This window comes from Streptomyces sp. NPDC049887 (assembly GCF_040656535.1).
GTDB lineage: Bacteria > Actinomycetota > Actinomycetes > Streptomycetales > Streptomycetaceae > Streptomyces.
The window spans coordinates 217,598-239,532 of sequence record NZ_JBFAMM010000010.1 but is presented as its reverse complement, the minus strand read 5'-3'; the positions used below and the strand labels follow the sequence as shown (position 1 = coordinate 239,532).

The window sequence follows — 21,935 nt, the reverse complement described above, 5'->3', positions numbered from 1 at the left end:
CGCATGGCTGCACACCTACAATCACCACCGCGGACACACCGCGCTGAAAGGCCAACCACCCGCCACCCGCGTCCCCAACCTCACAGGGCAATACATCTAGGGCGTATTGCGGTACGGGGCGGCCGGGCCGGGGTTCGGGGGCCATGCCGGCGCGGGGTCCTGCGGCGCGAACGGGCTCCCGGTACGGCAGCCGGTGTGCCGGGGGCGGTCCCGGCCGGGGCCCCAGGGCAGGGCCTAAGCTCATGGCCATGACTGACGTACGTGCTGAGCTGCTCCAGCAGATCAAGGACAAGGCCGTGGTGCACGGCAAGGTGACCCTCTCCTCGGGTCGTGAGGCCGACTACTACATCGACCTTCGCCGGATCACGCTGGACGGCGAGGCAGCGCCCATGGTCGGCCAGGTCATGCTCGACCTGACCAAGGACCTGGACTTCGACTGCGTCGGCGGTCTGACGCTGGGTGCCGACCCCGTCGCGTCCGCGATGCTGCACGCCTCCGCCGCCCGCGGCGGGCGTCTGGACGCGTTCGTCGTGCGGAAGGCCCAGAAGACGCACGGGATGCAGCGGCGTATCGAGGGCGCGGACGTCAAGGGCCGCCGTTGCCTTGTCGTCGAGGACACCTCCACGACCGGTGGTTCGCCGCTCACCGCGGTCGAGGCCGTTCGGGAGGCCGGCGGCGAGGTCGTCGCCGTGGCCACGATCGTGGACCGCGGCGCCGCAGGGGCGATCTCCGAGGCGGGGCTGCCCTATCTGACCGGATTCGAACTGCAGGACCTCGGCCTCGCCTGATTCCGGCGGTCGGAGCTGACCTGCGCTTTATCGCAGAGGGCGGGCGTTTCACGTGAAACGTCCCGCCCCTTGCCCCCTGAGCCCCCATGGGCGTCTGGAAAGATAGGTGCGACGATGACGTCGCCCCCAGGTCAGGGTGCCAAGCAACGCAAACCGCACATCACAAGGAGCGGACAGATGCCCATCGCAACCCCCGAGGTCTACAACGAGATGCTCGACCGGGCGAAGGCAGGCAAGTTCGCCTACCCGGCCATCAACGTCACCTCGTCCCAGACCCTGCACGCTGCGCTGCGCGGTTTCGCGGAGGCCGAGAGCGACGGCATCGTCCAGATCTCCACCGGTGGTGCGGAGTTCCTGGGTGGCCAGTACAACAAGGACATGGTGACCGGCGCCGTGGCCCTCGCCGAGTTCGCCCACATCGTGGCCGACAAGTACCCGGTCAACATCGCCCTGCACACCGACCACTGCCCGAAGGACAAGCTGGACGGCTACGTCCGCCCGCTCCTGGCCATCTCCGAGCAGCGTGTCGCCCAGGGCCAGAACCCGCTCTTCCAGTCGCACATGTGGGACGGCTCGGCCGAGACCCTGGCCGACAACCTGTCCGTGGCCCAGGAGCTGCTGGCCCGTGCGGCCGCCGCCAAGATCGTCCTCGAGGTCGAGATCACCCCGACCGGCGGCGAGGAGGACGGCGTCACGCACGAGATCAACGACGAGCTGTACACCACGGTCGAGGACGCCATCCGCACCGCCGAGGCGCTCGGCCTGGGCGAGAAGGGCCGCTACCTGCTGGCCGCCTCCTTCGGCAATGTCCACGGCGTCTACAAGCCGGGCAACGTCGTGCTCCGTCCCGAGCTGCTGAAGGAGCTCCAGGAGGGTGTCGGCGCCAAGTACGGCAAGTCCGAGCCGTTCGACTTCGTCTTCCACGGCGGCTCCGGCTCCACGGCCGAGGAGATCGCGGTCGCACTGGAGAACGGGGTCGTCAAGATGAACCTCGACACCGACACCCAGTACGCCTTCACCCGCCCCGTCGCGGACCACATGTTCAAGAACTACGACGGCGTGCTGAAGGTTGACGGCGAGGTCGGCTCCAAGAAGACCTATGACCCGCGCTCCTGGGGCAAGGCGGCCGAGGCGGGCATGTCGAAGCGTGTCCTCGAGGCCTGCCAGGTGCTGCGCGCCGCCGGCAACAAGATGAAGTAACCGGCGGCAGGCCGAGGCGAGCGGGACGAGACCCAGCCGACGTGAGGCCCGGTACCGGCGAACGGTGCCGGGCCTTCGTCCTGTCCGGAGGGATCCGACGTTGACGCACCACGCTCCGTACGACTTCGACACCCCCGTCGACCGGCGCGGCACCGACAGCGTGCAGTGGGACGGTGCCGCCGACCGGTTCGGCGTGGAAGGACTGCTGCCGTTCACCATCTCCGACATGGACTTCGCATCCCCGCCGCAGGTGCTGGACGCACTGCGCGAGCGTCTCGCGCACGGGGTCTTCGGGTACACCGACTGGCGGCTCGGTGCGTTCCGCGAGGCGATACGCGGCTGGTACGCGCGGCGACACGGCACCCCGCTCGATCCGGAGCGGATCGTGTACGCACCGTCGGTCCTCAACCAGGTGTCGCAGCTGCTGCGGATGTGGACGGAGCCGGGGGACGGGGTCGTCGTCCACACCCCCACGTACGACGGCTTCCGCAAGGCGGTGACGGGCCTCGGGCGCCGGCTCCGGGGGGTCGCGGTGGGCGACGGGGCGGGGCTGGAGCGGGAGCTCGCCCGGGCCGACGCGAAGGTACTGATCCTCTGCTCGCCCCACAACCCCACCGGACGGGTGTGGACCGAGGACGAGCTGAAGGGGTTCTCCCAGCTGGCGGAGACGCACGGGGTCGCCGTGATCTCGGACGAGATCCACGCCGACTTCGTGCACGACGGGCACCGGCATCTGCCGTGGACGCGGTTCGCGGACGGCCGGGGGCGGTGGGCGCTGGTCACCTCGGCGTCAAAGGCGTTCAACTTCCCGGCGCTGACCGGCTCCTACGGGATCATCGGCGATCCCGGGGAGCGTGCGGCGTTCGTCCGGCGTATGGAGACAGGTGAGGGGCTCGCCTCGCCGGCCGTGCTCTCGCTGACGGCGCACATCGCCGCGTACCGGGACGGGGCCGGATGGCTGGACGCCGCCCGCGGCTATGTGGCGGGGAACCTGGCGATGCTGGAGGAGCGGCTGCGGTCGGCCTTCCCCGTCCTCGGCTGGGAGCCGCCGCAGGCGGGTTACCTGGCGTGGGTCGACCTCCGGGCGCTGGGCGTGGACGACGAGGCGCTGCAACGGGAGCTGGTCGAGCGGGAGCGCGTCGCGATCATGCCGGGCCGGGTGTACGGGGCGGACGGCTTCGTCCGCCTCAATCTGGGTTGTCCCCGGTCCAAGGCGGAGGCGGGCGCCGACGCGCTGGTGCGGGCGCTGACCCGGCTGACCTGAAGCCGCCGTCCGGGGCCGGCCGGGATCGGCGGTCGACCGGGGCTCCGGCGTGATCGTGCGCCCTGATCCGGCTGAACTGACGCCGCTGCCCGGGGCCGGCCGGCTCGTGCCCCGGCCGCCCCCGCCCCCGGTCTCCGGCCCGCCACGCCCGGGCCCTGTATCGAGCCGCCCCCGGCCTCCGGCCCGCCACGCCCGGGCCCCGTATCGAGCCGCACCCGGCCGTGGTTCGGCGACCCGTGGCCGGGTCGCCGGGAGACCCGTGGAGCGGAATGATTCGCCGTATGGACATCAGGCTCGCGTCGGCAACCGGGCGCTGGATCGTCCTGACGACCGTCCTCGGGTCCGGCATGGCCATGCTCGACTCCACCGTCGTCAATGTCGCCCTGCCCCACATCGGTGAGGACCTCGACGCCGATCTCGCCCAGCTCCAGTGGACCGTCAACGCCTACATGCTCACCCTCGCCGGGCTGATTCTGCTGGGCGGGGCGCTGGGGGACCGGTACGGGCGCCGCCGGGTGTTCCTCGTCGGGGTGGTGTGGTTCGCGCTGGCCTCGCTCGCCTGCGGACTGGCGCCGAACGCCGGTGTGCTGATCGTCGCCCGGGCGCTGCAGGGCGTCGGTGGGGCGCTGCTCACTCCGGGGTCGCTCGCGCTGATCCAGGCGAGCTTCCACCCGGACGACCGGGCCAGGGCCGTGGGGCTGTGGTCCGGATTCGGCGGGGTGGGCGCGGCGGTCGGGCCGTTCGTCGGCGGTTGGCTCGTCGACGGCCCCGGCTGGCGGTGGGTCTTCCTGCTGAACGTGCCCTTGGCCGCCCTGTGCGTGCCGGTCGCGATGCGCCATGTCCCCGAGTCGCGTGACCCCGCGGCTCACGGCCGGTTCGATGTGCTGGGCGCGGCGCTGGGGGCGCTCGCCCTCGCGCTGGTGACGTACGCGCTGATCGACGGCTCGTGGTGGACAGGCGTCGCGGGCGTGCTGACGGGCGCCGTGTTCGTCCGGCTGGAACAGCGCCGGAGGAATCCGATGCTGCCGGTGTCGATCTTCCGCTCCCGGCTGTTCACGGCGGTGAACCTGGTGACCGTGTGCGTGTACGCGGGGTTCAGCGGCTTCTTCTTCCTCACCGCCCTGCAACTCCAGGTCGTCTCGGGCTACTCGGCCCTGGCCGCCGGTACCGCGCTGCTGCCCACCACCGTGCTGATGCTGCTGCTCTCCGCACGGGCCGGCCAGCTGGGCGAGCGGATCGGACCGCGCATCCCGCTCACCGTAGGGCCGCTGCTGTGCGCCGCCGGGATGCTGCTGATGCTGCGCGTCGGACCCGACGCCGCCTACGTCGCCGATGTGCTGCCGGCTCTGGTGGTGCTGGGCGTGGGGATGGTGATCCTGGTGGCGCCGCTGACCGCGACCGTGCTGGCGTCCGTGGACACCGCGCGGGCCGGGATCGCCAGCGGCGTCAACAACGCGGCGGCCCGGGCGGCGGGGCTGCTCGCGGTGGCCGCGCTGCCGATGCTGGCCGGGATGGGGCCGGAGGCGTACCGGATCCCGGATCAGTTCGCGGCGGCCTTCGCCCGGGCGATGCCCCTGTGCGCGCTGGTCCTCGTGGTGGGCGCGGTGCTGGCGTGGGCCATGGTGCGGCGGCCGGCGGAGGTGCCCGGCCACGCCGCATGCAAGGTGCACTGCGGTGTGGGCGCGCCACCTCTGGAGCCGGTGCCCGAGCCGGAGCGCGGGTGCACCGGGGACGGCCGGCTGGATCGACGACCCGGACGACGCGGTGGCGGGGGTTGACGGCCGCTGACGACCGCCCCCGGTCCCTGCCGGGCACCACCGCCACCTCCCGCGTCCCCGCTCCGTCGCATGCCGGTGCCTCCGCCCGCCGTCTCCCCGCGTCCCCGCCACGACGCCGCCTCGTCGGACGTCCCGGCCCAGGCCGGGTGCCTCCCTCATCCGGCCTGGGACGACCGCGCCCCTCCCCGGCGTGTGCGGCCACCGGCTCCACGGATCCGCCGGCGACCTGTGGCACTGAACCCATGGCCATCCACGAGAACCTGCTGGGGGGACCGCCCCCCCCACCCATCTGCCCGACGACCCCGAGCCGCGGGAGATGCTCGCGAACGGTACGGCCCCCGCCGATGTCGCCGCGAAGTACCCGACCTCCTCGCTCGCCTGGGCCCAGCTCGCCGACGAGGCGTTCGAGGCCGGGCGGGTCGTCGAGTCGTACGCGTACGCGCGTACGGGATACCACCGGCGCCTGGACGCGCTGCGCCGCAGCGGCTGGAAGGGGCACGGCCCGGTGCCGTGGGAGAAGGGCGCTACATGTAATCGGGTTGTTTCTGCATTCCGTGCCGCCGCCGCTGCCTGAGCGACGGCGACACAGACGTCTCAACTGCGGTGACTACCGCTTCAGTTCGGCGTACGCCTCGGCGCTGCTGTCCTTGAGGAACTGCCAGCAACGCTCCGTCTCGTCCTTCTCGTCGATCGCGCCGGCGGCACGGGCGAGGGCGGCGAGGCAGCGCAGGAACCCGCGATTGGCCCGGTGGTCCCAAGGGATGGGGCCATGTCCCTTCCACCCGGCACGGCGCAGCGAGTCCAGACCGCGGTGATAGCCGGTGCGCGCGTAGGCGTACGACTCGATCACCCGCCCCGCCTCGAAGGCGTCGTCCGCGAGCATCGCCCAGGCGAGCGAGAACGTCGGATGCTTCGCCGCGACCTCGGCCGGCGCCAGGGACTCCTCGCCCAGCAGGCGGTACGCCTCTTCGTTCTCCGGCAGGTGGGTCGGGTCCGGGCCGCCGAGCAGGTTCTTGTGCGTCGTCATGCAATCAGTCTGCCACTTGGGGACGGACGTTCGGGACGCCTCTGCGGGATATCGGCCTTGGTCCTGAGTGATATGAGAAAGGCGCTTGATGTACCTGATCGCGATGTGCGACGATCCGGCGCATGGCGGCACGACGGGGGTCCTGCGGGGCAATTCAGGTGGGCGTCTACACCCGGATCAGCAAGGACGACGAGGCCGAGGGGCTGGGCGTCGCACGGCAGGAAGAGGACTGCCGACTGCACTGCGCTGCCCGGGGGTGGGAGGTCGCCAAGGTCTACGAGGACAACGACCTCTCCGCGTACAAGCGCAAGACGGTCCGTCCGGAGTTCCGGCAGATGCTGGAAGACCTGAAGGCCGGGCGGATCGACGGGGTCGTCGCCTGGGACATCGACCGCTTCACGCGCCAGCCGCGTGAACTGGAGGCGTGGATCGACGAGTACGAGGATGCCGAGCGCCGGAAGCGTCACCTCGTCTTCGACTCCGTCTCGGCGTCGGACATCGACCTGTCGACGGAGAACGGTCGGTTCATCGCGCGGATCAAGGTCACCATCGCCAACAAGTCATCGTCGGACACGTCGAAGCGGACGAAGCGCAAGCACCTGGAACTGGCGGCGCAGGGAAAGCTCCCCGGCGGCCGGGCACCGTACGGATGGAACCGCGAGGACCGCAGGACGCTGGTGCCGGAGGAGGCCGAGAACCTCCGCAAGGCCGTGAAGGACTTCCTGGGCGGGATCCGCTGGGCATCGATCGCGCGCGAGTGGAGAGACAAGGGGATCAGGTCCCACAGCGGCGGTTTCTTCGACGACTCCAAGATCAAGCGGATGCTGATGAACCCGCGGATCTGCGGCTACCGGATGCACCAGGGTGAGTTGTTCCTGGACGAGAGCGGTGCTCCCGTCGTCGGCGATTGGGAGCCGGTCATCACTCCCGATGACTGGTACCTGCTGACGGAGAAGGTCAAGCGGGAGTCGGAGGGCCGTGTTCCACGGGACAACGCGACCAAGTACCTGCTCTCCGGTATCGCCCGGTGCGGGCGGTGCGGTACGAAGATGCGGGCTTTCCCGTCGTACCGGAAGACGAAGACGTCGTCGCAGTTCAAGTACGCGTGCCCCGGTAAGAACGACGGTGGATGCGGGGGAGTGGCCAGGGCCGGCGAACCGGTCGACCGTCTCATCAGGAACGCGGTGTTCCTCAGCTCGGACAAGGCGCTGGCGAGCGTACGTGAGCGGGCGCCGGAATGGACCAAGGAGGAGCAACTGGCCTCCCTGGAGCGGGACATGGCCGAGTTCAAGCAGGCGTGGCAGGAGAAGCGCATGTCGGCCGCTCGTTACATCGCGCTCACCGAGGACCTGGAGAAGCGGATCGCGGAGTTGCATCGGGAGCGAGCCCTGCATCGGGCCGAGGCCGCGACTTTCGCGGCGGGCCCCATCGACATACGGGGTCGGTGGGAGAGCCTGGCGATCGAGCAGCGGCGTGCCGCGGTCCTCAAGGTCTTCCGCGCGGTCATCATCAAGCCCGCGTCCAACGGGCCGATCTTCGATCCGGCGGACATCGAGCCGGTGCTCAGGTGACAGATGGAGGCCGGGGCCCCTTGCCTGTCGGGACCCGGCTTCGTTGGTTCACGACCGGTCTATGCCGAAGATGCGGAGCAGATCGTCGACTGAGGCTGATCCTTTGGAGTGGACACCCTGACAATGGATTCTCGTGCCGAGCGCCAGGCCGAGATGAAGCGGACGGTGGCCGAGATCCGCGCCATCCATGCCGGACACCAGGGCGCATACGGTGCCCCGCGGGTGCATGCGGAGCTGCGGGCCCTGGGGTGGAAGATCAACCGCAAGCGGGTGGCCCGGCTGATGCGGATCAACCACATCATCGGCCGGTACCTGCGGCGCAAGAAGCGCACGACGATCGCGGCCAGGGCGACCCCGCCCGTGCCGGACCTGGTGATGCGCGACTTCACCGCGACTGTGGTACCCGGGGGTCGTCCTTCTGGCTTCGTACGTAGCCTGGGCTGGCCCCGCCACCTATGGGGCAACTACATCATTCTCGATCTCGGCGCGGGCGTGTACGCAGGTTTCGCGCATCTCAAGCGTGGCTCCCTCCGTGTGGCCTCGCACGAAGAGGCCATCGGTTCAGCTCCCGTCGGTTTGCGAGCGATCCTGAAACCCCGCCGGCGCGCTGGTGCGCCTCGAATCGTCGCCGTCAGGTAGAGCGGCACTTGCCCTGGCGGGTTTGCGGGCCTCCCCCGTAGGAGGCTTGTCGCCCGTCCACTCCGTGGAGCAGATCCTGGCAAGGTCCACCACCCACTCCGGATCCTGCTCCGGCAGCTGGGCCGCGAGGCTGTCCAGCCACTCCTGCTCGGTCATACCGTTCCCCCTCATGCTCCAGTTACATCTTTGACCTTTCTCTGGGGAGCACGAGCCGAACCGTGGTTTCCTGCGTGCCCTGCACGCGCTCGCCCGCGCCGCGCAGGCGATCGGTGAGCAGGACGAGTACGAGCGCTGCAGCACGTTCCTGCGCGACTCGTCCGAGACGGCGGCCGACACCCTCGGCTGATCCTTCCGATCCGCACGGGGCGGGTGCCCTGACCGGGCACCCGCCCCTCGCGTCACCGCCGGGACCCGTGTTTATGATGCGCGCAGGGGACCGGGGCTCCGAGACCACGAACGGAAGGAGCGGACCGCTACCCGGACACATGTGTCAGGAGACGGCGAATGTCGCAATTTCCCGATGCCTCCGGAGCGGGTTCGGTCACCCCGAACCTCGACTTCGCGGGCACGACCCCGTACGAGGACTACGTCCAGGCGGACGTTCTCACCCACCTCCAGCACCCCCTCTCCGACGATCCCGGCGAGATGGTGTTCCTGGTGACCACCCAGGTGATGGAGCTCTGGTTCACCGTGATCGTCCACGAGTGGGAGACCGCTTCCCGGGCGCTGCGCCGGGACGAGGTGCCCGTCGCCATGGACGCGCTGAAGCGCTCCGTGCGGGAGCTGGACGCGCTCAACGCCTCCTGGCGGCCGCTCGCGCAGCTCACCCCCGTGCAGTTCAACGCCTACCGCAGCGCCCTCGGCGAGGGCTCCGGCTTCCAGTCCGCGATGTACCGGCGGATGGAGTTCCTGCTCGGTGAGAAGTCCGCGTCCATGCTGGTGCCGCACCGTGGCGCCCCGCGCGTCCACGCCGAGCTGGAGAAGGCCCTGCACGAGCCGAGCCTCTACGACGAGGTGCTCCGGCTGCTTGCCCGCCGCGGCCTGCCCGTTCCGCAGTCCGTCCTCGACCGTGACCTGTCGCAGCGCTACGAGCCGTCCCCCGAGGTCGAGCAGGTGTGGGCGGAGGTCTACGCGAGCGAGGACCAGGACGCCGAGCTCGTGCGCCTCGGCGAGGCGCTGACCGATGTAGGGGAACTGGTGTGGCGCTGGCGCAACGACCATCTCGTCGCCACCCGGCGCGCGATGGGCGCCAAGGCCGGCACCGGTGGCTCCGCGGGCGTCGCCTGGCTGGAGAAGCGGGCCGCCAAGAACGTGTTCCCCGAGCTGTGGACGGCGCGCAGCCATGTCTGAGAACCGACTGGCGGAGCGGGCCGCGGAGCTGGACGCGGCGGACGGACTGGCCGAGCGGCGGGAGCTGTTCGCGCTCGACGACGGCACGGTGTACCTGGACGGGAACTCGCTCGGCGCCCTGCCGCGCCACGTCGAGGACCGGATGGCCGACGTCATCGGCAGGCAGTGGGGCGAACTGCGCATCCGCTCCTGGGACGAGAGCGGCTGGTGGACGGCGCCGGAGCGGATCGGCGAGCGGATAGCCCCACTCGTCGGGGCCGCGCCGGGTCAGGTCGTCGTCGGCGACTCCACGAGCGTGAACGTCTTCAAGGCCGTGGTCGCGGCGGTGCGCATGGCGCCCGAGGGCCGTGACGAGATCCTCGTCGACGCCACGACCTTCCCCACCGACGGGTACATCGCCGAGTCGGCCGCCCGGCTGACCGGCCACCGGACGGTCGTCGTCGACCCCGCCGACGTTCCGGACGCGGTGGGCCCGCGCACGGCCGCCGCGCTCGTGAACCACGTCGACTACCGCACGGGCCGTCTCCACGACCTGCCCGGGATCACGGCCGCACTGCACGGGCGGGGCGCCCTCGCGGTCTGGGACCTGTGCCACAGCGCGGGCGCGCTGCCCGTCGGCCTCGACGAGCACGGGGTGGACCTCGCGGTCGGCTGCACGTACAAGTACCTGAACGGCGGGCCCGGTTCGCCCGCGTACCTGTACGTGGCCGAGCGCCACCAGGACCGCTTCGACTCGCCGCTGCCGGGCTGGAACTCGCACGCCGACCCCTTCGGGATGACGCGGGGCTACACCCCGGCCGAGGGCGCGGTGCGCGGCCGGGTCGGCACGCCCGACATCCTCTCGATGCTGGCGCTGGAGGCGGCACTCGACGTGTGGGACGGGGTCACGGTGGAGTCGGTGCGGGCCAAGAGTCTCGCCCTCACCGACTTCTTCCTGGAGTGCGTCGAGGCGTACGTGCCGCGCGGCAGGGTCACCTCGCTCACCCCGGCCGCGCACGCCGAGCGGGGCAGCCAGGTGGCGCTGGCCTGCCCCGGTGCACCCGCGGTCATGGAGTCCCTGATCGCGCGCGGTGTGGTCGGCGATCTGCGCCGTCCCGATGTGCTGCGCTTCGGCTTCACCCCGCTGTACGTCGGCTTCGCGGACACCGAGCGCGCGGCACGGGTCCTCGCCGAGGTCCTGACCGCGGTGGGCGTCCCGGCCGGCGGCTGATCACGGGGGTCGAGGCGGCCTGGTACCGTCCCGGCTGGCCAGGCCGACTCGGCCCCCTCACCGAAAGGTTGGAGCAGCATGCCGGACCCCGCCGCCGCTCGCGACGCCGCCGAGGAGGCCTCGGCACTGTCGCACCCGGCCGTCGCCCCGGACGCTTCGGCGACCTACGGCGCACACCCGGACCAGGTCGTCGACTTCTACGTGCCGCGCGACGGCCGGGGGCCGGCGCCGCTCGTGGTGGTTCTGCACGGCGGGGCGTGGCGGGCGCCGTACGACCGGCGGCACATCACCCCGTTCGCGGACTTCCTGGCGCGGCGCGGTTTCGCCGTGGCGAACGTGGAGTACCGCAGGGGGGCGTCGCTGCCCCAGCAGCGCGCCGAGCAGGGCGGCGGCGGGCAGGGCGGCGGCGGGCCGGTCGCCGGGCGCTGGCCGGAGACGTTCGACGACATCGCGGCGGCGATGGACGCGCTGCCGGAGCTGGCCCGCACGGCGCTGCCGCAGGCCGACCCGCGGCGCATGGTCCTCACCGGCCATTCGGCGGGCGGGCACCTCGCGCTGTGGGCGGCCGCCCGGCACGTACTGCCGGCGGGCTCGCCCTGGCGGCTCCCGGCCGCCCCGGAGTTGCGCGGTGTCGTCGCGCTGGCGCCGATCGGCGACCTGGGGCGGGCGGCCGAGCTGGACGTCTGCGGTGGCGCGGTGCTTCAGCTCCTCGGCGGTGAGGCGGAGTTCGAGGCGCGCGCGGGCTGCGCGGATCCGGCCGTGCTGCTGCCCACCGGGATCGCCACGGCCGTCGTCCAGGGCCGCGAGGACACCGTCGTGCCGCAGGCCGTCGCCGAGTCCTACGTCGACGCGGCCGCGAAGGCGGGCGAGACGGTCGGTCTCACCCTGCTCGGGGACGTCGGTCACTTCCCGCTCATCGACCCGTCGGCGGACGCCTGCGCGGTGGTCGCGGAGGAGATCGCACAGCTCGCCTGGTGACGGCTGCCGCCCCGACCCGGCCCGGCGGGGCGGATCGCCACCGGGTGCGGTGCACGGCGGAGACGCGGACAGAAGGTGTCCGCAAGCCTTCCTACGGTGAGCGCATGACGAATCCCCCGCACCCCCAGAAGATCCTCGTCGCCGGAGCCACCGGGACGGTCGGCCACCAGGTCGTCGCCGAACTGCTCGGCCGCGGGCACACGGTCCGCGCCCTGACCCGCGACCCCGGCCGGGCCCGCGCCCTGCTGCCGGCGGGTGCCGAGGCGGTCCGCGGCGACCTCACCGATCCGGCGAGCCTGGCACCGGCCCTGGAGGGCGTCACCGGACTGCACCTCATCACCTTCGACGGGGAGTACATGGCCCCGCTGGAGACCGGACCGGAGATCGTCGCACTCGCCCGTGAGGCCGGGGTGCGGCGGATCACCGTGCTGAACGGCGGCGGTGACACCCCGCTCCAGGACGCCGTGCGCCAGAGCGGCCTGGCCTGGACGGTGCTGATGCCGGTCGAGTTCATGGCGAACGCGCTGGAGTGGGCCGACGGGATCCGCACCGAGGACACCGTCGGCGAGCCGTTCACCGACCGGCTCAGCGCCATGGTCCACGAGGCCGACATCGGCGCCGTCGCCGCGGTCGCCCTCACCGAGGAAGGGCACGACCGGGAGACGTACCTGATCACCGGTCCCGAGGTGCTGAGCCTCCAGGACAAGGTGGACACGCTCGCGAAGGCCCGGGGCAGGGACATCGCCCTGAGGGAACTCACTCCGGACGAGGCCGTCTCCAGGTGGCGGGCCGCCGGTCTGCCGCAGGACGTGGTCGACTTCCTGCTCGACGTGTACGGCGACACCCCGCCCGAGGGCCGGACCGTCGTCGACACCGTGCGGAGGGTCACCGGTCGCCCGGCGCGGAGCTTCGCCGAGTGGGCCGCCGAGCACGCGCCCGCGTTCCGGGCCTGACCTGGGAGGACCCGAGTAGTACCTGGGACGGACGCGGAAGGATCCCCACCGCAGGTGACGACCGCGTCCGTACTCCGGCCGTACCTTTGCTGACGTGACCGACACGCCGACCACGCAGCGCATACCGCGCACCGAAGCCGACAGCCGCAGCCCCGAGTTCCGCCTGGCCATGGGCGCGCTCGGCGGGCTGCGGCAGGACCTCTTCCACGACGCCTTCGCGTACCGGCCGCTGGCCCCGCTGGCGGGCGACGGACCGCTGATCCGGCGGCTGCCGGCGCGTATCCGCCGGTACGCCGCCTGGACCCCGCACGCGGTGGTCGCGGCCGGTGCCCTGCTGGTGCTGCTCATCGGCGCCTCCACCACCTCCGGTGCCTTCGGCCTCGTCCTCCTGGTCCTCACGGCGGTTCCCGCGGCCACGGTGCTGATGACGCTGGTCCGTCCGGTGCTGGCGTTCTGGGCCTCGCTCGCCACCACACCGTTCCTCGCGGTCCTGGCCGGAACCTGGGGCGAGTGGCCGTGGGCGCCGGCCACCATCGCCTCCCATCTCGCCGTGCTGACCGTCGTCGCGGCACGGACCCGGCCGCGGGCCGCCTTCTGGATGTGGCTGCTGACCGGGACGTACGGCCTGTTCGCCGAGTCCGTCCTCGGCCGCGGCTACCCCGGCGCCACCGCACCGCTGATGTTCGTCGCCGCCGTCGCGCTGCTCGTCGTGGCACTGGCGCAGGTCCGCAGGGACGCGGAGCGCGAGGTCGCGGCCCAGCAGAGCGTCACCGCCGTCGAGCGCGACCGGCGCACCCTGCTGGAGGAGCGCACCACCATCGCCCGCGAACTGCACGACGTGGTGGCCCACCACATGTCGGTCGTCGCCATCCAGGCGGAGGCCGCTCCCTACCGCGTGGAGAACCCGCCGCCCGAGCTCGAGCAGGCGTTCGTGACGATCAGGGAGAACGCCGTGGCAGCGCTCACCGAACTGCGCCGTGTACTCGGCGTCGTACGGGCGGAGGACTACGAGGCCCCCGACGCGCCCCAGCCGACCCTCGCCGATCTCGACGGGCTGCTGGGGAACGTCCGGGACGCCGGTCTCGAGGTCGGCCTCGCGGTCACCGGAGCGGTCCGGCCACTCCCTCCGGGCGTCGAGCTCTCGGCGTACCGCATCGTCCAGGAGGCCCTGAGCAACGCTCTGCGCCACGCGCCGGGCGCCTCCGCGAAGGTCGAGGTGTCGTACGTGCTCGGCGGGCTCGGCGTCCGCGTCGTCAATGGCCCGGTCCGCGGCCTGGTCAAGCCCGCGCGTCACCCCGTGGACTCCCCCGGACGAGGGCTCCGCCCGCCCCTCTCCACCGGAACGGGACACGGCCTCACGGGGATGCGCGAGCGCGTCTCCATGCTGAACGGCGAGATGACCACCGGCCCCACGGAGGACGGCGGCTACGAGGTCGCCGTGTTCCTCCCCGTCGTGAGGGAAGAGACCGCATGACCATCCGCGTCCTCATCGTCGACGACCAGGCGATGGTCCGCGAGGGCTTCTCCGTCCTGCTGAACGCCATGCCCGACATCGAGGTGATCGGCGAGGCGGTCAACGGCCGCGAGGCGGTCGCCCAGGTCGACGCGCTGCGCCCCGACGTGGTCCTGATGGACATCCGCATGCCCGAGCTCAACGGCATCGAGGCCACCCGGGAGATCGTCGCGGCCGACAGCGAGGCGAAGGTGCTGGTGCTGACGACATTCGACCTGGACGAGTACGTGTACCAGGCGCTGCGCGCCGGTGCCTCCGGCTTCCTGCTGAAGGACGCCTCCGCCCGCCAACTGGCGGACGGGGTGCGGGTGGTGGCGGCGGGCGAGGCCCTGCTCGCGCCGACCGTCACCCGCAGGCTGATCACGGAGTTCTCCCGGATCTCGGCCGAGCCCAGGACGCCCGCCCTCGCCCGCATCGGCGATCTGACCGAACGTGAGACGGAGGTGCTCGTCCTGATCGCGCAGGGCCTGTCGAACGCGGAGATCGCCTCGCACCTCGTCGTCGCGGAGTCCACGATCAAGACCCACGTCAGCAGGGTCCTGGTGAAGCTGGGGTTGCGCGACCGGACGCAGGCGGCGGTGTTCGCCTATGAGGCGCGGCTGGTCACGCCGGGCTGACGGCCGTTGCGGCGGGCGTACCCCACGGGAGGTCTGCCCAGGCCGGTCGCGGTCTGCCCAGGTCGCGGTCGGCCGGCGGGCGCGGTCCCGGCGGCCGGGCTCTCGGCGGGTGGGGGCGGCTCAGCGCCGCTCGTGGGGCGGAGGCCCCGGGGGCCGTGGCGGTGCGCCGGGCGGGTGCGGTGGTTGGGGCGGGGCGTGCGGGGGTGCCCCGGGCGGCGGTCCGGGCTCGTGGGGCGGAGGCCCCGGGGGCCGTGGCGGTGCGCCGGGCGGGTGCGGTGGTTCCGGCGGCAGGCCCCCGAGGTCCGGCGCCCGTTCCGGCCACACGAGCAGTACGGGGCAGGGGGCGTGATCCACGACGAACCGGGCGGCCGGGCCCAGACTGCGCGGCCCGAGGTGCCCGCGGTCCCCGTCCCTGGCGACGACGAGCAGATCGGCGCCCTCCGCCGCGGCGACGACCTCCCGCTCCGCCCGGCCGGTGCGCTCCAGCCGCGTGCACGGCCGGCCGAACCGCTCCGCCGCCGCGGCGAGCAGCCGTGCGGCCGACTCGGCCCCGAGACTTTCCACCCGGTCCCCGGGATCGTCCTCGTGGCGGCCCCGCCCGAGCAGTCCGGCGAACGCCCCGTGGGCGACGCCCGCCGAGGCCGGTTCGCTGACGTGCAGCAGCGTGACGTCCTCGCCCTCGGTGGCGCGGGCGCGCACGGCCTCGACGCACGCGGGCCAGGTGCCCTCGACGATCCAGGCGATCACGGGCATGGGAATCAGCCTCCCGGGCCTTGGAGCAGGAGCAGTGACGCCCACAGTGCCACGACCGACAGCACGAGTGCGGCCGGCACCGTGAGCAGACCGAGCCGGGTGAACTCTCCGAGATCCACATCGTGTTCGTGCTGGTGCAGGATCCGGCGCCACAGCAGCGTCGCCAGCGAGCCCGCGTAGGTCAGATTGGGACCGATGTTGACGCCCAGCAGGACGGCCAGCACCGCGCCGGGCCCGGCGGGGGCGGCCAGGGGAAGCAGCACCAGCACCGCGGGCAGATTGTTGATCAGATTGGCGAGCAGGGCGGCCAGGGCCGCGAGCGCGAGCAGTTCCGGCAGCGAGGTGCCGGACGGGACGATCCGCCCGAGGACGTCCGCGAGACCGTTGTCGACGACCGCGCGGACCACGACGCCGAGTCCGAGGACGAACGCCAGGAACGGCAGGGAAGCGGCGCTCACGATGCCGCGCACGGTGGTGCGCCCGCGGACGGCCGAGTGGACGCCGAGCACGACAGCTCCCGCGGCGGCCGCCCAGGCGGGTTCGAGACCCAGCGCGGAGGCGGCGACGAAGCCGGCGAGTGTGCAGCCCACGGTGGCGAGCGCGAAGACCGGCAGGGCGACGGGTCCGCCGGACGTGCCGGCACCGGACCCGGTGCTCAGGTCCGAGGCGAAGAACCGGCGCAGCACGACGTACTCGACGGTGATCGCGACCAGCCACGGCAGGGCCATCAGCCCGGCGAACCGGGCGAAGCCCAGACCGCTGGCGGAGAACGCCAGCAGGTTCGTCAGGTTGGACACGGGCAGTAGCAGCGACGCCGTGTTCGAGAGATGGGTGCACGCGTAGACATGGGGCTTCGGCCTCACGCCCATCCGGGCGGCGGTCGCGAAGACGACGGGGGTGAGCAGTACGACCGTCGCGTCGAGGCTGAGCACCGCGGTGATCACCGAGGCGAGCCCGAAGACGGACGCGAGCAGCCGCCCGGGCCGTCCCGCCGACCGCCGTGCCATCCAGGCTCCGCAGGCACGGAACAGCCCTTCGTCGTCGCACAGCCGGGCCAGCACCAGTACCGCGGCCAGGAAGCCGATCACCGGCCCGAGCCGCGCCGCCTCCTCGGCCGTGTGTTCCGGGGGGATCGCGCCGGTGGCGATCAGCACGGCGGCCGCCGGTACGGCCACGGCCGCTTCCGGCAGGCCGAAGGGCCTGATCACCGCGCAGGCGAGCACGAGGAGCAGCAGCAGGACGGACAGGGCCTCCGCGAGGGGTGTGGACAGGATCGGTGCCTCCGGGACGGTGTGGTGCGCTGGTGTCCCGGTGCGGTCGGGGCGGCACGCACGGTGACGCCCCTCATCGAACCACCCGGGGACCCCTCCCGAACGGCACCGCGGGCGGCTAGCGTCCGCGTATGGATGTTGCCGTGTTCGCTCCCTGGTCGCCCGCATTCACCGCGGACCCCTACCCCGCCTACGCGGAACTCCGCGACCGGGGGCGGGTGCACTGGTTCGAGCCCACGCGGCAGTGGCTCGTGCCGCACCACGCGGATGTGTCCGCGCTGCTGCGGGACCGCCGGCTCGGCCGTACGTATCTGCACCGCTTCACGCACGAGGAGTTCGGGCGCACGCCCCCGCCGCCCGGGCACGAGCCCTTCCACACGCTGAACGACAACGGGCTGCTGGACCTGGAGGCGCCTGACCACACACGGATCCGCCGGCTGGTGACCAAGGCGTTCACCCCTCGCACCGTGCAGGCGCTGGAGCCGACCGTGCGCCGGCTGGCCGCCGGGCTGGTCGCCGGGCTGGTGAAGAACGGCGGCGGCGACCTGCTGTCGGAGGTCGCCGAGCCGCTGCCGGTCGCGGTCATCGCGGAGATGCTCGGGATACCTGAGTCCGACCGGGGCCTGCTGCGGCCCTGGTCCGCGGACATCTGCGGGATGTTCGAGCTGAACCCGTCCGAGGAGACGGCGGCGCGTGCCGTCCGGGCCTCGGTGGAGTTCTCCGCGTATCTGCGGGAGTTGATCGCCGCTCGCCGCGCCGAGCCGGGCGGGGACCTGGTCTCGGCGCTGATCTCGGCGCACGACGAGGGGGAGACCCTCAGCGAGCAGGAACTGGTGTCCACCTGCGTGCTGCTGCTCAACGCGGGTCACGAGGCGACCGTCAACACCACCGCGAACGGCTGGTGGACGCTGTTCCGTCACCCCGGGGAGCTGGCGCGGCTGCGGACCGACCACGCGCTGTTGTCCACAGCCGTGGAAGAACTGATGCGGTACGACACCCCCCTCCAGATGTTCGAGCGCTGGGTGCTCGACGACATCGAGATCGGCGGCACGGTCGTCCCGCGCGGCTCCGAGCTCGCCCTGCTCTTCGGCTCGGCCAACCGGGATCCGTCCCGCTTCGAGCGCCCAGGTGACCTCGACCTCGGCCGCGCCGACAACCCGCACATCACGTTCGGAGCCGGAATCCACTACTGCCTGGGCGCCCCCCTGGCCCGGGTCGAGCTGGCCGCCTCCTTCGGCGAACTGCTGCGGCAGGCACCGACGATGCGGCTCGCGGCGGAGCCGGAGTGGAAGCCGGGGTACGTGATCAGAGGACTGCGGGAGCTGCGCGTGGAGTTGTGAGGCGCTCCCGTGCGGGCGGTCTCAGTGGACGAACTCCGGCCGCTCGTACGGCATCCACCAGCTGGTCAGGCCCCAGACACCGAGGGCGAGCACGGCCACGGCGGCCACCGCGGCCGCCCAGGGGCGGTGCAGCCACCGCAGACCGGCGGCCCAGACGGCGAGCGGCAGCAGCGCTCCGCCCAGGGCGATCAGGGGGAGGTCGAGGTAGAGCACGCTCAGATCCCGGTGCCACTGCTCGAAGCCGCCGTCGACGCTGATCCTGGCCAGCGGAGCCCAGGCCAGCAGCGCGGTGGCCGCACCCCCGGCCGCGAGGAGGCAGCCCGCGCAGCCCCTGGTCTCTTCCCTCATGACCACCACGGACGCGGGAGCGTTCCCGTTGGTTCCCCCCGCCGGCGGATTCCGGGCCGTGGGCGGTGACCCGTCAGATCTGCAGGTCCCGGCGGCGGAAGGCCGCGAGTCCGGCGGCCACCAGGGCCACCGCGAGCGCCGTCAGGAGCAGCACCGGCGTCCAGTCCATTCGCGGCCCGGGGAGCTTCGGCAGGTGGCCGAAGGGCGAGAGGTTCAGCACGGCCGGGGGCAGGTCGAGCGCGGGGCCGACCCAGCCGAGGGCGAGGCACAGCCCCGCCGCGGCCCAGCCGGCCGCCGCGGCCCTGGGGACGGCCCCGTACAGCAGCAGCGCCACGCCCGCGAGCGTCCACACGGCCGGCACCTGGACCAGCGCGGCGCCCGCGATCGCGAGCAGGTCCCCGCCGTGGCCGAGGGCCAGGCCCGCCGCGGCGAACAGCATGACCAGTACGGTGCCGCCGAAGGCGACGGCCAGATGACCGGCGGCCCAGGAGGTCCTGCCGACCGCGTTCGCGAGGACCGGTTCCGCGCGCTGGGAGGTCTCCTCGCCGTGCATGCGGAGCACGGCCCCGACCGCGTACAGGGCGGCGACCAGCCCGAACATGCCGACCATCGCGGCGAGGAACGCGTCGGTGAGCGCCGTCTGCCCGCCCATCCGCTCGAAGATCTGCTTGGCCTGCTCGTTGTCGCCGACCAGGTCCGCCGCGCCGTCGGCCATGCCGCCGAAGACGGTCCCGGCTAGCAGGAAGCCGGCCGCCCAGCCTGCCCAGGTGGCGCGCTGGAGCCGCCACGCGAGCCCGCCCGCGGTGGTGATCCGCCCTTCGGCGGGCCCCGGTCGGGTGGCCAGGAAACCCATGCCGACGTCCCTGCGCCCGGCCAGGGCGTACGCGGCGGCCCCCTGGGCGCCCGCCGCGGCGAGCATCAGCAGCAGCACCCACCAGCGCTCGTCCGCGTAGGCCCGGACGTTCTCGGCCCAGCCCACGGGGGACAGCCAGGTCAGCAGGGACGATCCACCGCCGAGGCCGCCCCGGGCCGGGTCACCGGCCGTGCCCGCGTCGCCGGCGGCGCGCAGGACGAACGCGATGCCCAGCACGGCCGCCGTCGCTCCCTTGGCGAGCCGGGCGCTCTCCGTGAGCTGGGCGACGATCGCCGCCGCCGTGGCGAACAACACGCCGGTGCCGCCGACCGCGAGGCCGAGGGCGAGCGCGCCGGCGGCACCCAGCCCGGAGAGCCCGGCCGCGATCAGCACTGCCACCGCGGCATTGGCGAGGCCCGCGGTGAGCAGCGCGGCCGTCAGCGGGGCTCGCCGGCCCACCATGGCCGAGGACAGCAGTTCCTGACGGCCCGACTCCTCCTCCTCGCGGGTGTGGCGCACCACGACGATCAGGCTCATCACTGCGGCCAGCACGGCCGCGAACGTCCCGAACCGCCAGGCGACCAGCGCCCCGGTGCTGTCACCGAACACCGGACCGTAGAGGCTGCGCAGCGAGCCGTTGGCGGCCATCGACGCGGCGAGGCGGGCCCGTTCGGCCTGGGTGTCGTACAGCGCCTGCAAGGAGCCGACACCGCTGACGACCATCCCGGACACCACCAGTACCCAGACGGGCAGCATGATCCGGTCCCGGCGGAGTGCCAGCCGGAGCAGCGCGCCCGTGCCGGCGAGCGGCCGGCTTCCGGCGCCGGGCCCGCCGTGCCGCCGGGGCGGGCGTGCCGCCCGGGTCTTCGCGGCCGCGGTCATCGAGCCATCGCCCCTTCCGCGCGGGTGCCGCGTCCGCCGTGGTCGTCCGGCCGGCTCCCGCGCACGTCGTCCGGCCGGCTCCCGCGCACGTCGTCCGCGTAGTGCCGGAGGAACAACTCCTCCAGTGTGGGCGGGGTGCTGGTGAGCGACCGCACGCCGGCGCCGGTGAGCGTGCGCAGCACCGCGTCCAGCTTGTCGGTGTCGACCTGGAGGCGGACCCGGCACCCGGCGCCTTCGGAGGCGGCCGCCGGGCCCTGGATGTCGAGGTCGTGCACACCGGGCAGCCCCGCGAGTCCGTCGGGCGTGCCCGCGAGATCGGCGCTGACGCTGGTGCGGGTGAGGTGCCTCAGATCGGCGAGTGATCCGCTCTCCACCGTCCGCCCCTTGCGGATGATGCTGACCCGGTCGCACAGTGCCTCGACCTCGCTGAGCACATGGCTCGAGAGCAGGACGGTCCGGCCGCGGTCGCGCTCCTCGGCGACGCAGCCCTGGAAGACCTCCTCCATCAGCGGGTCGAGTCCGCTCGTCGGTTCGTCGAGGATCAGCACGTCGACCTCGGAGGCGAACGCGGCGACCAGGGCCACCTTCTGCCGGTTGCCCTTGGAGTACGTGCGCCCCTTCTTGGTGGGGTCGAGTTCGAACCGCTCGGTCAGCCGGTTCCGGCGCGCCCGGTCGAGCCCGCCGCGCAGTCGGCCGTAGAGGTCGATGACCTCTCCGCCGGAGAGGTTGCGCCAGAGCGTCACGTCGCCGGGTACGTAGGCGATCCGGCGGTGCAGTTCGACGGCGTCCTTCCAGGGGTCCATGCCCAGCAGTCGGGCGGCGCCGGAGTCGGCACGCAGCAGTCCGAGCAGGATGCGGATGGTGGTGGACTTCCCGGCGCCGTTGGGTCCGAGGAAGCCGTGGACCTCACCGGTCTCGACCGACAGGTCGAGTCCGTCCAGTGCGTGTGCCCGGCCGAACGACTTGTGCAGTCCGGCGACGCTGATGGCCTTTGTCATGCTTCAGAAGCTAAGCTAACTTCAGAAATTTGTGAAGTTAAGGAAGCGTATAAACTCGGATTCGGTTCGTGAACAGGGGAGATGATCCGGGGATGACGCCGATGACCGGGAAGGCCAGGGACGCAGAGGCGGTCTCGCGCTTCGTGGAACGCTTCGCGGCCCAGCTCGTCGAGGCCGGCATGACGCGCATGCCGGCCAGGGTCTTCGCCGCGCTGCTCTCCTCCGACTCCGGCGCGCTGACCTCCGCCGAACTCGGAGAGCAACTGCAGGTCAGCCCTGCGGCGGTGTCCGGCGCCGTGCGCTATCTGTCGCAGCAGCACATGGTCTCGCGGGAACGGGAGCCCGGTTCCCGCCGCGAGCGCTACCGGGTCCACAGCGACCAGTGGTACGAGGCGCTCACCAGCCGCGACGCCGTCCTGAAGCGCTGGTCGGAATCCCTGCGAGAAGGGGTGACGAGCCTCGGTGCCGAGACGCCGGCGGGCCGCCGGCTCGCGGAGACCGTCGCGTTCTTCGACTTCGTCCAGGGCGAGCTCACGGCGATGATGGAGCGCTGGCGGGAGCACCGCGAGCGGCTGTTCGGCCGACCCTGACGCGGGTTCCCG

The 21,935-nt window shown here is 72.5% G+C and carries 19 protein-coding genes and 3 pseudogenes; 16 read left to right on the top strand and 6 right to left on the bottom strand.

Annotated features, from left to right (window positions below):
* Positions 1-248: 248 nt before the first annotated feature.
* The 5 genes and pseudogenes from pyrE to AB0J10_RS15565 form a co-directional block, all read left to right on the top strand.
* Positions 249-788: an orotate phosphoribosyltransferase gene (gene pyrE, locus AB0J10_RS15585; protein ID WP_363061745.1), complete on the top strand. Its 540-nt coding sequence runs from the start codon at positions 249-251 to the stop codon at positions 786-788.
* Between the two features lie 177 nt (positions 789-965).
* A complete protein-coding gene (fbaA, locus tag AB0J10_RS15580; protein ID WP_363061743.1) occupies positions 966-1,988 on the top strand; it encodes a class II fructose-bisphosphate aldolase in 1,023 nt (340 codons plus the stop codon).
* 100 nt (positions 1,989-2,088) lie between these two features.
* Positions 2,089-3,252, top strand: coding sequence for a MalY/PatB family protein (locus AB0J10_RS15575; protein WP_363061741.1), 1,164 nt, complete (start codon positions 2,089-2,091; stop codon positions 3,250-3,252).
* A 281-nt stretch (positions 3,253-3,533) separates the two neighbouring features.
* Positions 3,534-5,030 carry an MFS transporter gene (locus AB0J10_RS15570; RefSeq protein WP_363061739.1) on the top strand — a complete coding sequence of 499 codons (1,497 nt, stop codon included), beginning with the start codon at positions 3,534-3,536 and terminating at the stop codon, positions 5,028-5,030.
* A gap of 242 nt (positions 5,031-5,272) precedes the next feature.
* Positions 5,273-5,547 (top strand): annotated as a pseudogene (locus AB0J10_RS15565) (DUF3151 domain-containing protein); the annotation flags it as partial.
* Between the two features lie 90 nt (positions 5,548-5,637).
* Here the strand turns inward: AB0J10_RS15565 and AB0J10_RS15560 are convergent.
* Positions 5,638-6,057: a DUF3151 domain-containing protein gene (locus AB0J10_RS15560; protein WP_363061737.1), complete on the bottom strand. Its 420-nt coding sequence runs from the start codon at positions 6,055-6,057 to the stop codon at positions 5,638-5,640.
* Between the two features lie 122 nt (positions 6,058-6,179).
* Here AB0J10_RS15560 and AB0J10_RS15555 point away from each other — a divergent pair, with 122 nt between their 5' ends.
* The 9 genes and pseudogenes from AB0J10_RS15555 (at position 6,180) to AB0J10_RS15515 (ending at position 14,888) form a co-directional block, all read left to right on the top strand.
* Positions 6,180-7,628, top strand: coding sequence for a recombinase family protein (locus AB0J10_RS15555; RefSeq protein ID WP_363061735.1), 1,449 nt, complete (start codon positions 6,180-6,182; stop codon positions 7,626-7,628).
* A gap of 117 nt (positions 7,629-7,745) precedes the next feature.
* A pseudogene (locus AB0J10_RS15550) lies at positions 7,746-8,030 on the top strand (IS3 family transposase); the annotation flags it as partial.
* 439 nt (positions 8,031-8,469) lie between these two features.
* Positions 8,470-8,613 (top strand): annotated as a pseudogene (locus AB0J10_RS15545) (DUF3151 family protein); the annotation flags it as partial.
* A gap of 158 nt (positions 8,614-8,771) precedes the next feature.
* Complete coding sequence (kynA, locus tag AB0J10_RS15540) at positions 8,772-9,617, top strand: tryptophan 2,3-dioxygenase (protein ID WP_363061733.1); 846 nt, start codon at positions 8,772-8,774, stop codon at positions 9,615-9,617.
* Positions 9,610-10,827 carry a kynureninase gene (kynU, locus tag AB0J10_RS15535; protein ID WP_363061731.1) on the top strand — a complete coding sequence of 406 codons (1,218 nt, stop codon included), beginning with the start codon at positions 9,610-9,612 and terminating at the stop codon, positions 10,825-10,827. The genes kynA and kynU overlap by 8 nt, the downstream gene beginning before the upstream one ends.
* Before the next feature lie 78 nt (positions 10,828-10,905).
* Positions 10,906-11,805, top strand: coding sequence for an alpha/beta hydrolase (locus tag AB0J10_RS15530; protein WP_363061729.1), 900 nt, complete (start codon positions 10,906-10,908; stop codon positions 11,803-11,805).
* 104 nt (positions 11,806-11,909) lie between these two features.
* Positions 11,910-12,758 (top strand): NmrA family NAD(P)-binding protein, encoded by an 849-nt coding sequence (locus AB0J10_RS15525; RefSeq protein ID WP_363061727.1) that lies wholly within the window; start codon positions 11,910-11,912, stop codon positions 12,756-12,758.
* Positions 12,759-12,927: 169 nt separating this feature from the next.
* Positions 12,928-14,232, top strand: a complete 1,305-nt coding sequence (locus AB0J10_RS15520; RefSeq protein WP_363061783.1) for a histidine kinase — start codon at positions 12,928-12,930, stop codon at positions 14,230-14,232.
* Positions 14,229-14,888, top strand: coding sequence for a response regulator transcription factor (locus tag AB0J10_RS15515; RefSeq protein WP_363061725.1), 660 nt, complete (start codon positions 14,229-14,231; stop codon positions 14,886-14,888). The genes AB0J10_RS15520 and AB0J10_RS15515 overlap by 4 nt, the downstream gene beginning before the upstream one ends.
* Before the next feature lie 120 nt (positions 14,889-15,008).
* Here AB0J10_RS15515 and AB0J10_RS15510 read toward each other — a convergent pair whose 3' ends face one another.
* Positions 15,009-15,641, bottom strand: coding sequence for a universal stress protein (locus tag AB0J10_RS15510; RefSeq protein ID WP_363061723.1), 633 nt, complete (start codon positions 15,639-15,641; stop codon positions 15,009-15,011).
* Positions 15,642-15,646: 5 nt separating this feature from the next.
* Entirely contained in the window at positions 15,647-16,912 is a 1,266-nt protein-coding gene (locus tag AB0J10_RS15505; protein WP_363061781.1) for an SLC13 family permease, read from the bottom strand.
* Positions 16,913-17,043: 131 nt separating this feature from the next.
* Here AB0J10_RS15505 and AB0J10_RS15500 point away from each other — a divergent pair, with 131 nt between their 5' ends.
* Positions 17,044-18,252: a cytochrome P450 gene (locus AB0J10_RS15500; RefSeq protein ID WP_363061721.1), complete on the top strand. Its 1,209-nt coding sequence runs from the start codon at positions 17,044-17,046 to the stop codon at positions 18,250-18,252.
* A gap of 21 nt (positions 18,253-18,273) precedes the next feature.
* On the opposite strand, the gene AB0J10_RS15495 is transcribed toward AB0J10_RS15500, so the two are convergent.
* The 3 genes from AB0J10_RS15495 to AB0J10_RS15485 form a co-directional block, all read right to left on the bottom strand.
* Positions 18,274-18,600, bottom strand: coding sequence for a hypothetical protein (locus AB0J10_RS15495; RefSeq protein WP_363061719.1), 327 nt, complete (start codon positions 18,598-18,600; stop codon positions 18,274-18,276).
* Between the two features lie 73 nt (positions 18,601-18,673).
* Positions 18,674-20,335, bottom strand: coding sequence for an ABC transporter permease (locus AB0J10_RS15490; RefSeq protein ID WP_363061717.1), 1,662 nt, complete (start codon positions 20,333-20,335; stop codon positions 18,674-18,676).
* Positions 20,332-21,333, bottom strand: coding sequence for an ABC transporter ATP-binding protein (locus AB0J10_RS15485; RefSeq protein WP_363061715.1), 1,002 nt, complete (start codon positions 21,331-21,333; stop codon positions 20,332-20,334). The genes AB0J10_RS15490 and AB0J10_RS15485 overlap by 4 nt, the downstream gene beginning before the upstream one ends.
* Before the next feature lie 92 nt (positions 21,334-21,425).
* Here AB0J10_RS15485 and AB0J10_RS15480 point away from each other — a divergent pair, with 92 nt between their 5' ends.
* Entirely contained in the window at positions 21,426-21,923 is a 498-nt protein-coding gene (locus tag AB0J10_RS15480; protein ID WP_363061713.1) for a MarR family transcriptional regulator, read from the top strand.
* Positions 21,924-21,935: the final 12 nt, after the last annotated feature.

What these genes read in the sequence shown, in the direction of transcription:
- AB0J10_RS15520 (WP_363061783.1), top strand. Translation starts at nt 12,928, where the DNA reads ATGGGCGCGCTCGGCGGGCTGCGGCAGGACCTCTTCCACGACGCCTTC.
- AB0J10_RS15510 (WP_363061723.1), bottom strand. Translation starts at nt 15,641, where the DNA reads ATGCCCGTGATCGCCTGGATCGTCGAGGGCACCTGGCCCGCGTGCGTC.
- kynU (WP_363061731.1), top strand. Translation starts at nt 9,610, where the DNA reads ATGTCTGAGAACCGACTGGCGGAGCGGGCCGCGGAGCTGGACGCGGCG.
- AB0J10_RS15500 (WP_363061721.1), top strand. Translation starts at nt 17,044, where the DNA reads ATGGATGTTGCCGTGTTCGCTCCCTGGTCGCCCGCATTCACCGCGGAC.
- AB0J10_RS15525 (WP_363061727.1), top strand. Translation starts at nt 11,910, where the DNA reads ATGACGAATCCCCCGCACCCCCAGAAGATCCTCGTCGCCGGAGCCACC.
- AB0J10_RS15555 (WP_363061735.1), top strand. Translation starts at nt 6,180, where the DNA reads ATGGCGGCACGACGGGGGTCCTGCGGGGCAATTCAGGTGGGCGTCTAC.
- AB0J10_RS15495 (WP_363061719.1), bottom strand. Translation starts at nt 18,600, where the DNA reads ATGAGGGAAGAGACCAGGGGCTGCGCGGGCTGCCTCCTCGCGGCCGGG.
- AB0J10_RS15530 (WP_363061729.1), top strand. Translation starts at nt 10,906, where the DNA reads ATGCCGGACCCCGCCGCCGCTCGCGACGCCGCCGAGGAGGCCTCGGCA.
- AB0J10_RS15480 (WP_363061713.1), top strand. Translation starts at nt 21,426, where the DNA reads ATGACGCCGATGACCGGGAAGGCCAGGGACGCAGAGGCGGTCTCGCGC.
- pyrE (WP_363061745.1), top strand. Translation starts at nt 249, where the DNA reads ATGACTGACGTACGTGCTGAGCTGCTCCAGCAGATCAAGGACAAGGCC.
- AB0J10_RS15515 (WP_363061725.1), top strand. Translation starts at nt 14,229, where the DNA reads ATGACCATCCGCGTCCTCATCGTCGACGACCAGGCGATGGTCCGCGAG.
- AB0J10_RS15570 (WP_363061739.1), top strand. Translation starts at nt 3,534, where the DNA reads ATGGACATCAGGCTCGCGTCGGCAACCGGGCGCTGGATCGTCCTGACG.
- kynA (WP_363061733.1), top strand. Translation starts at nt 8,772, where the DNA reads ATGTCGCAATTTCCCGATGCCTCCGGAGCGGGTTCGGTCACCCCGAAC.
- AB0J10_RS15485 (WP_363061715.1), bottom strand. Translation starts at nt 21,333, where the DNA reads ATGACAAAGGCCATCAGCGTCGCCGGACTGCACAAGTCGTTCGGCCGG.
- AB0J10_RS15560 (WP_363061737.1), bottom strand. Translation starts at nt 6,057, where the DNA reads ATGACGACGCACAAGAACCTGCTCGGCGGCCCGGACCCGACCCACCTG.
- AB0J10_RS15490 (WP_363061717.1), bottom strand. Translation starts at nt 20,335, where the DNA reads ATGACCGCGGCCGCGAAGACCCGGGCGGCACGCCCGCCCCGGCGGCAC.
- fbaA (WP_363061743.1), top strand. Translation starts at nt 966, where the DNA reads ATGCCCATCGCAACCCCCGAGGTCTACAACGAGATGCTCGACCGGGCG.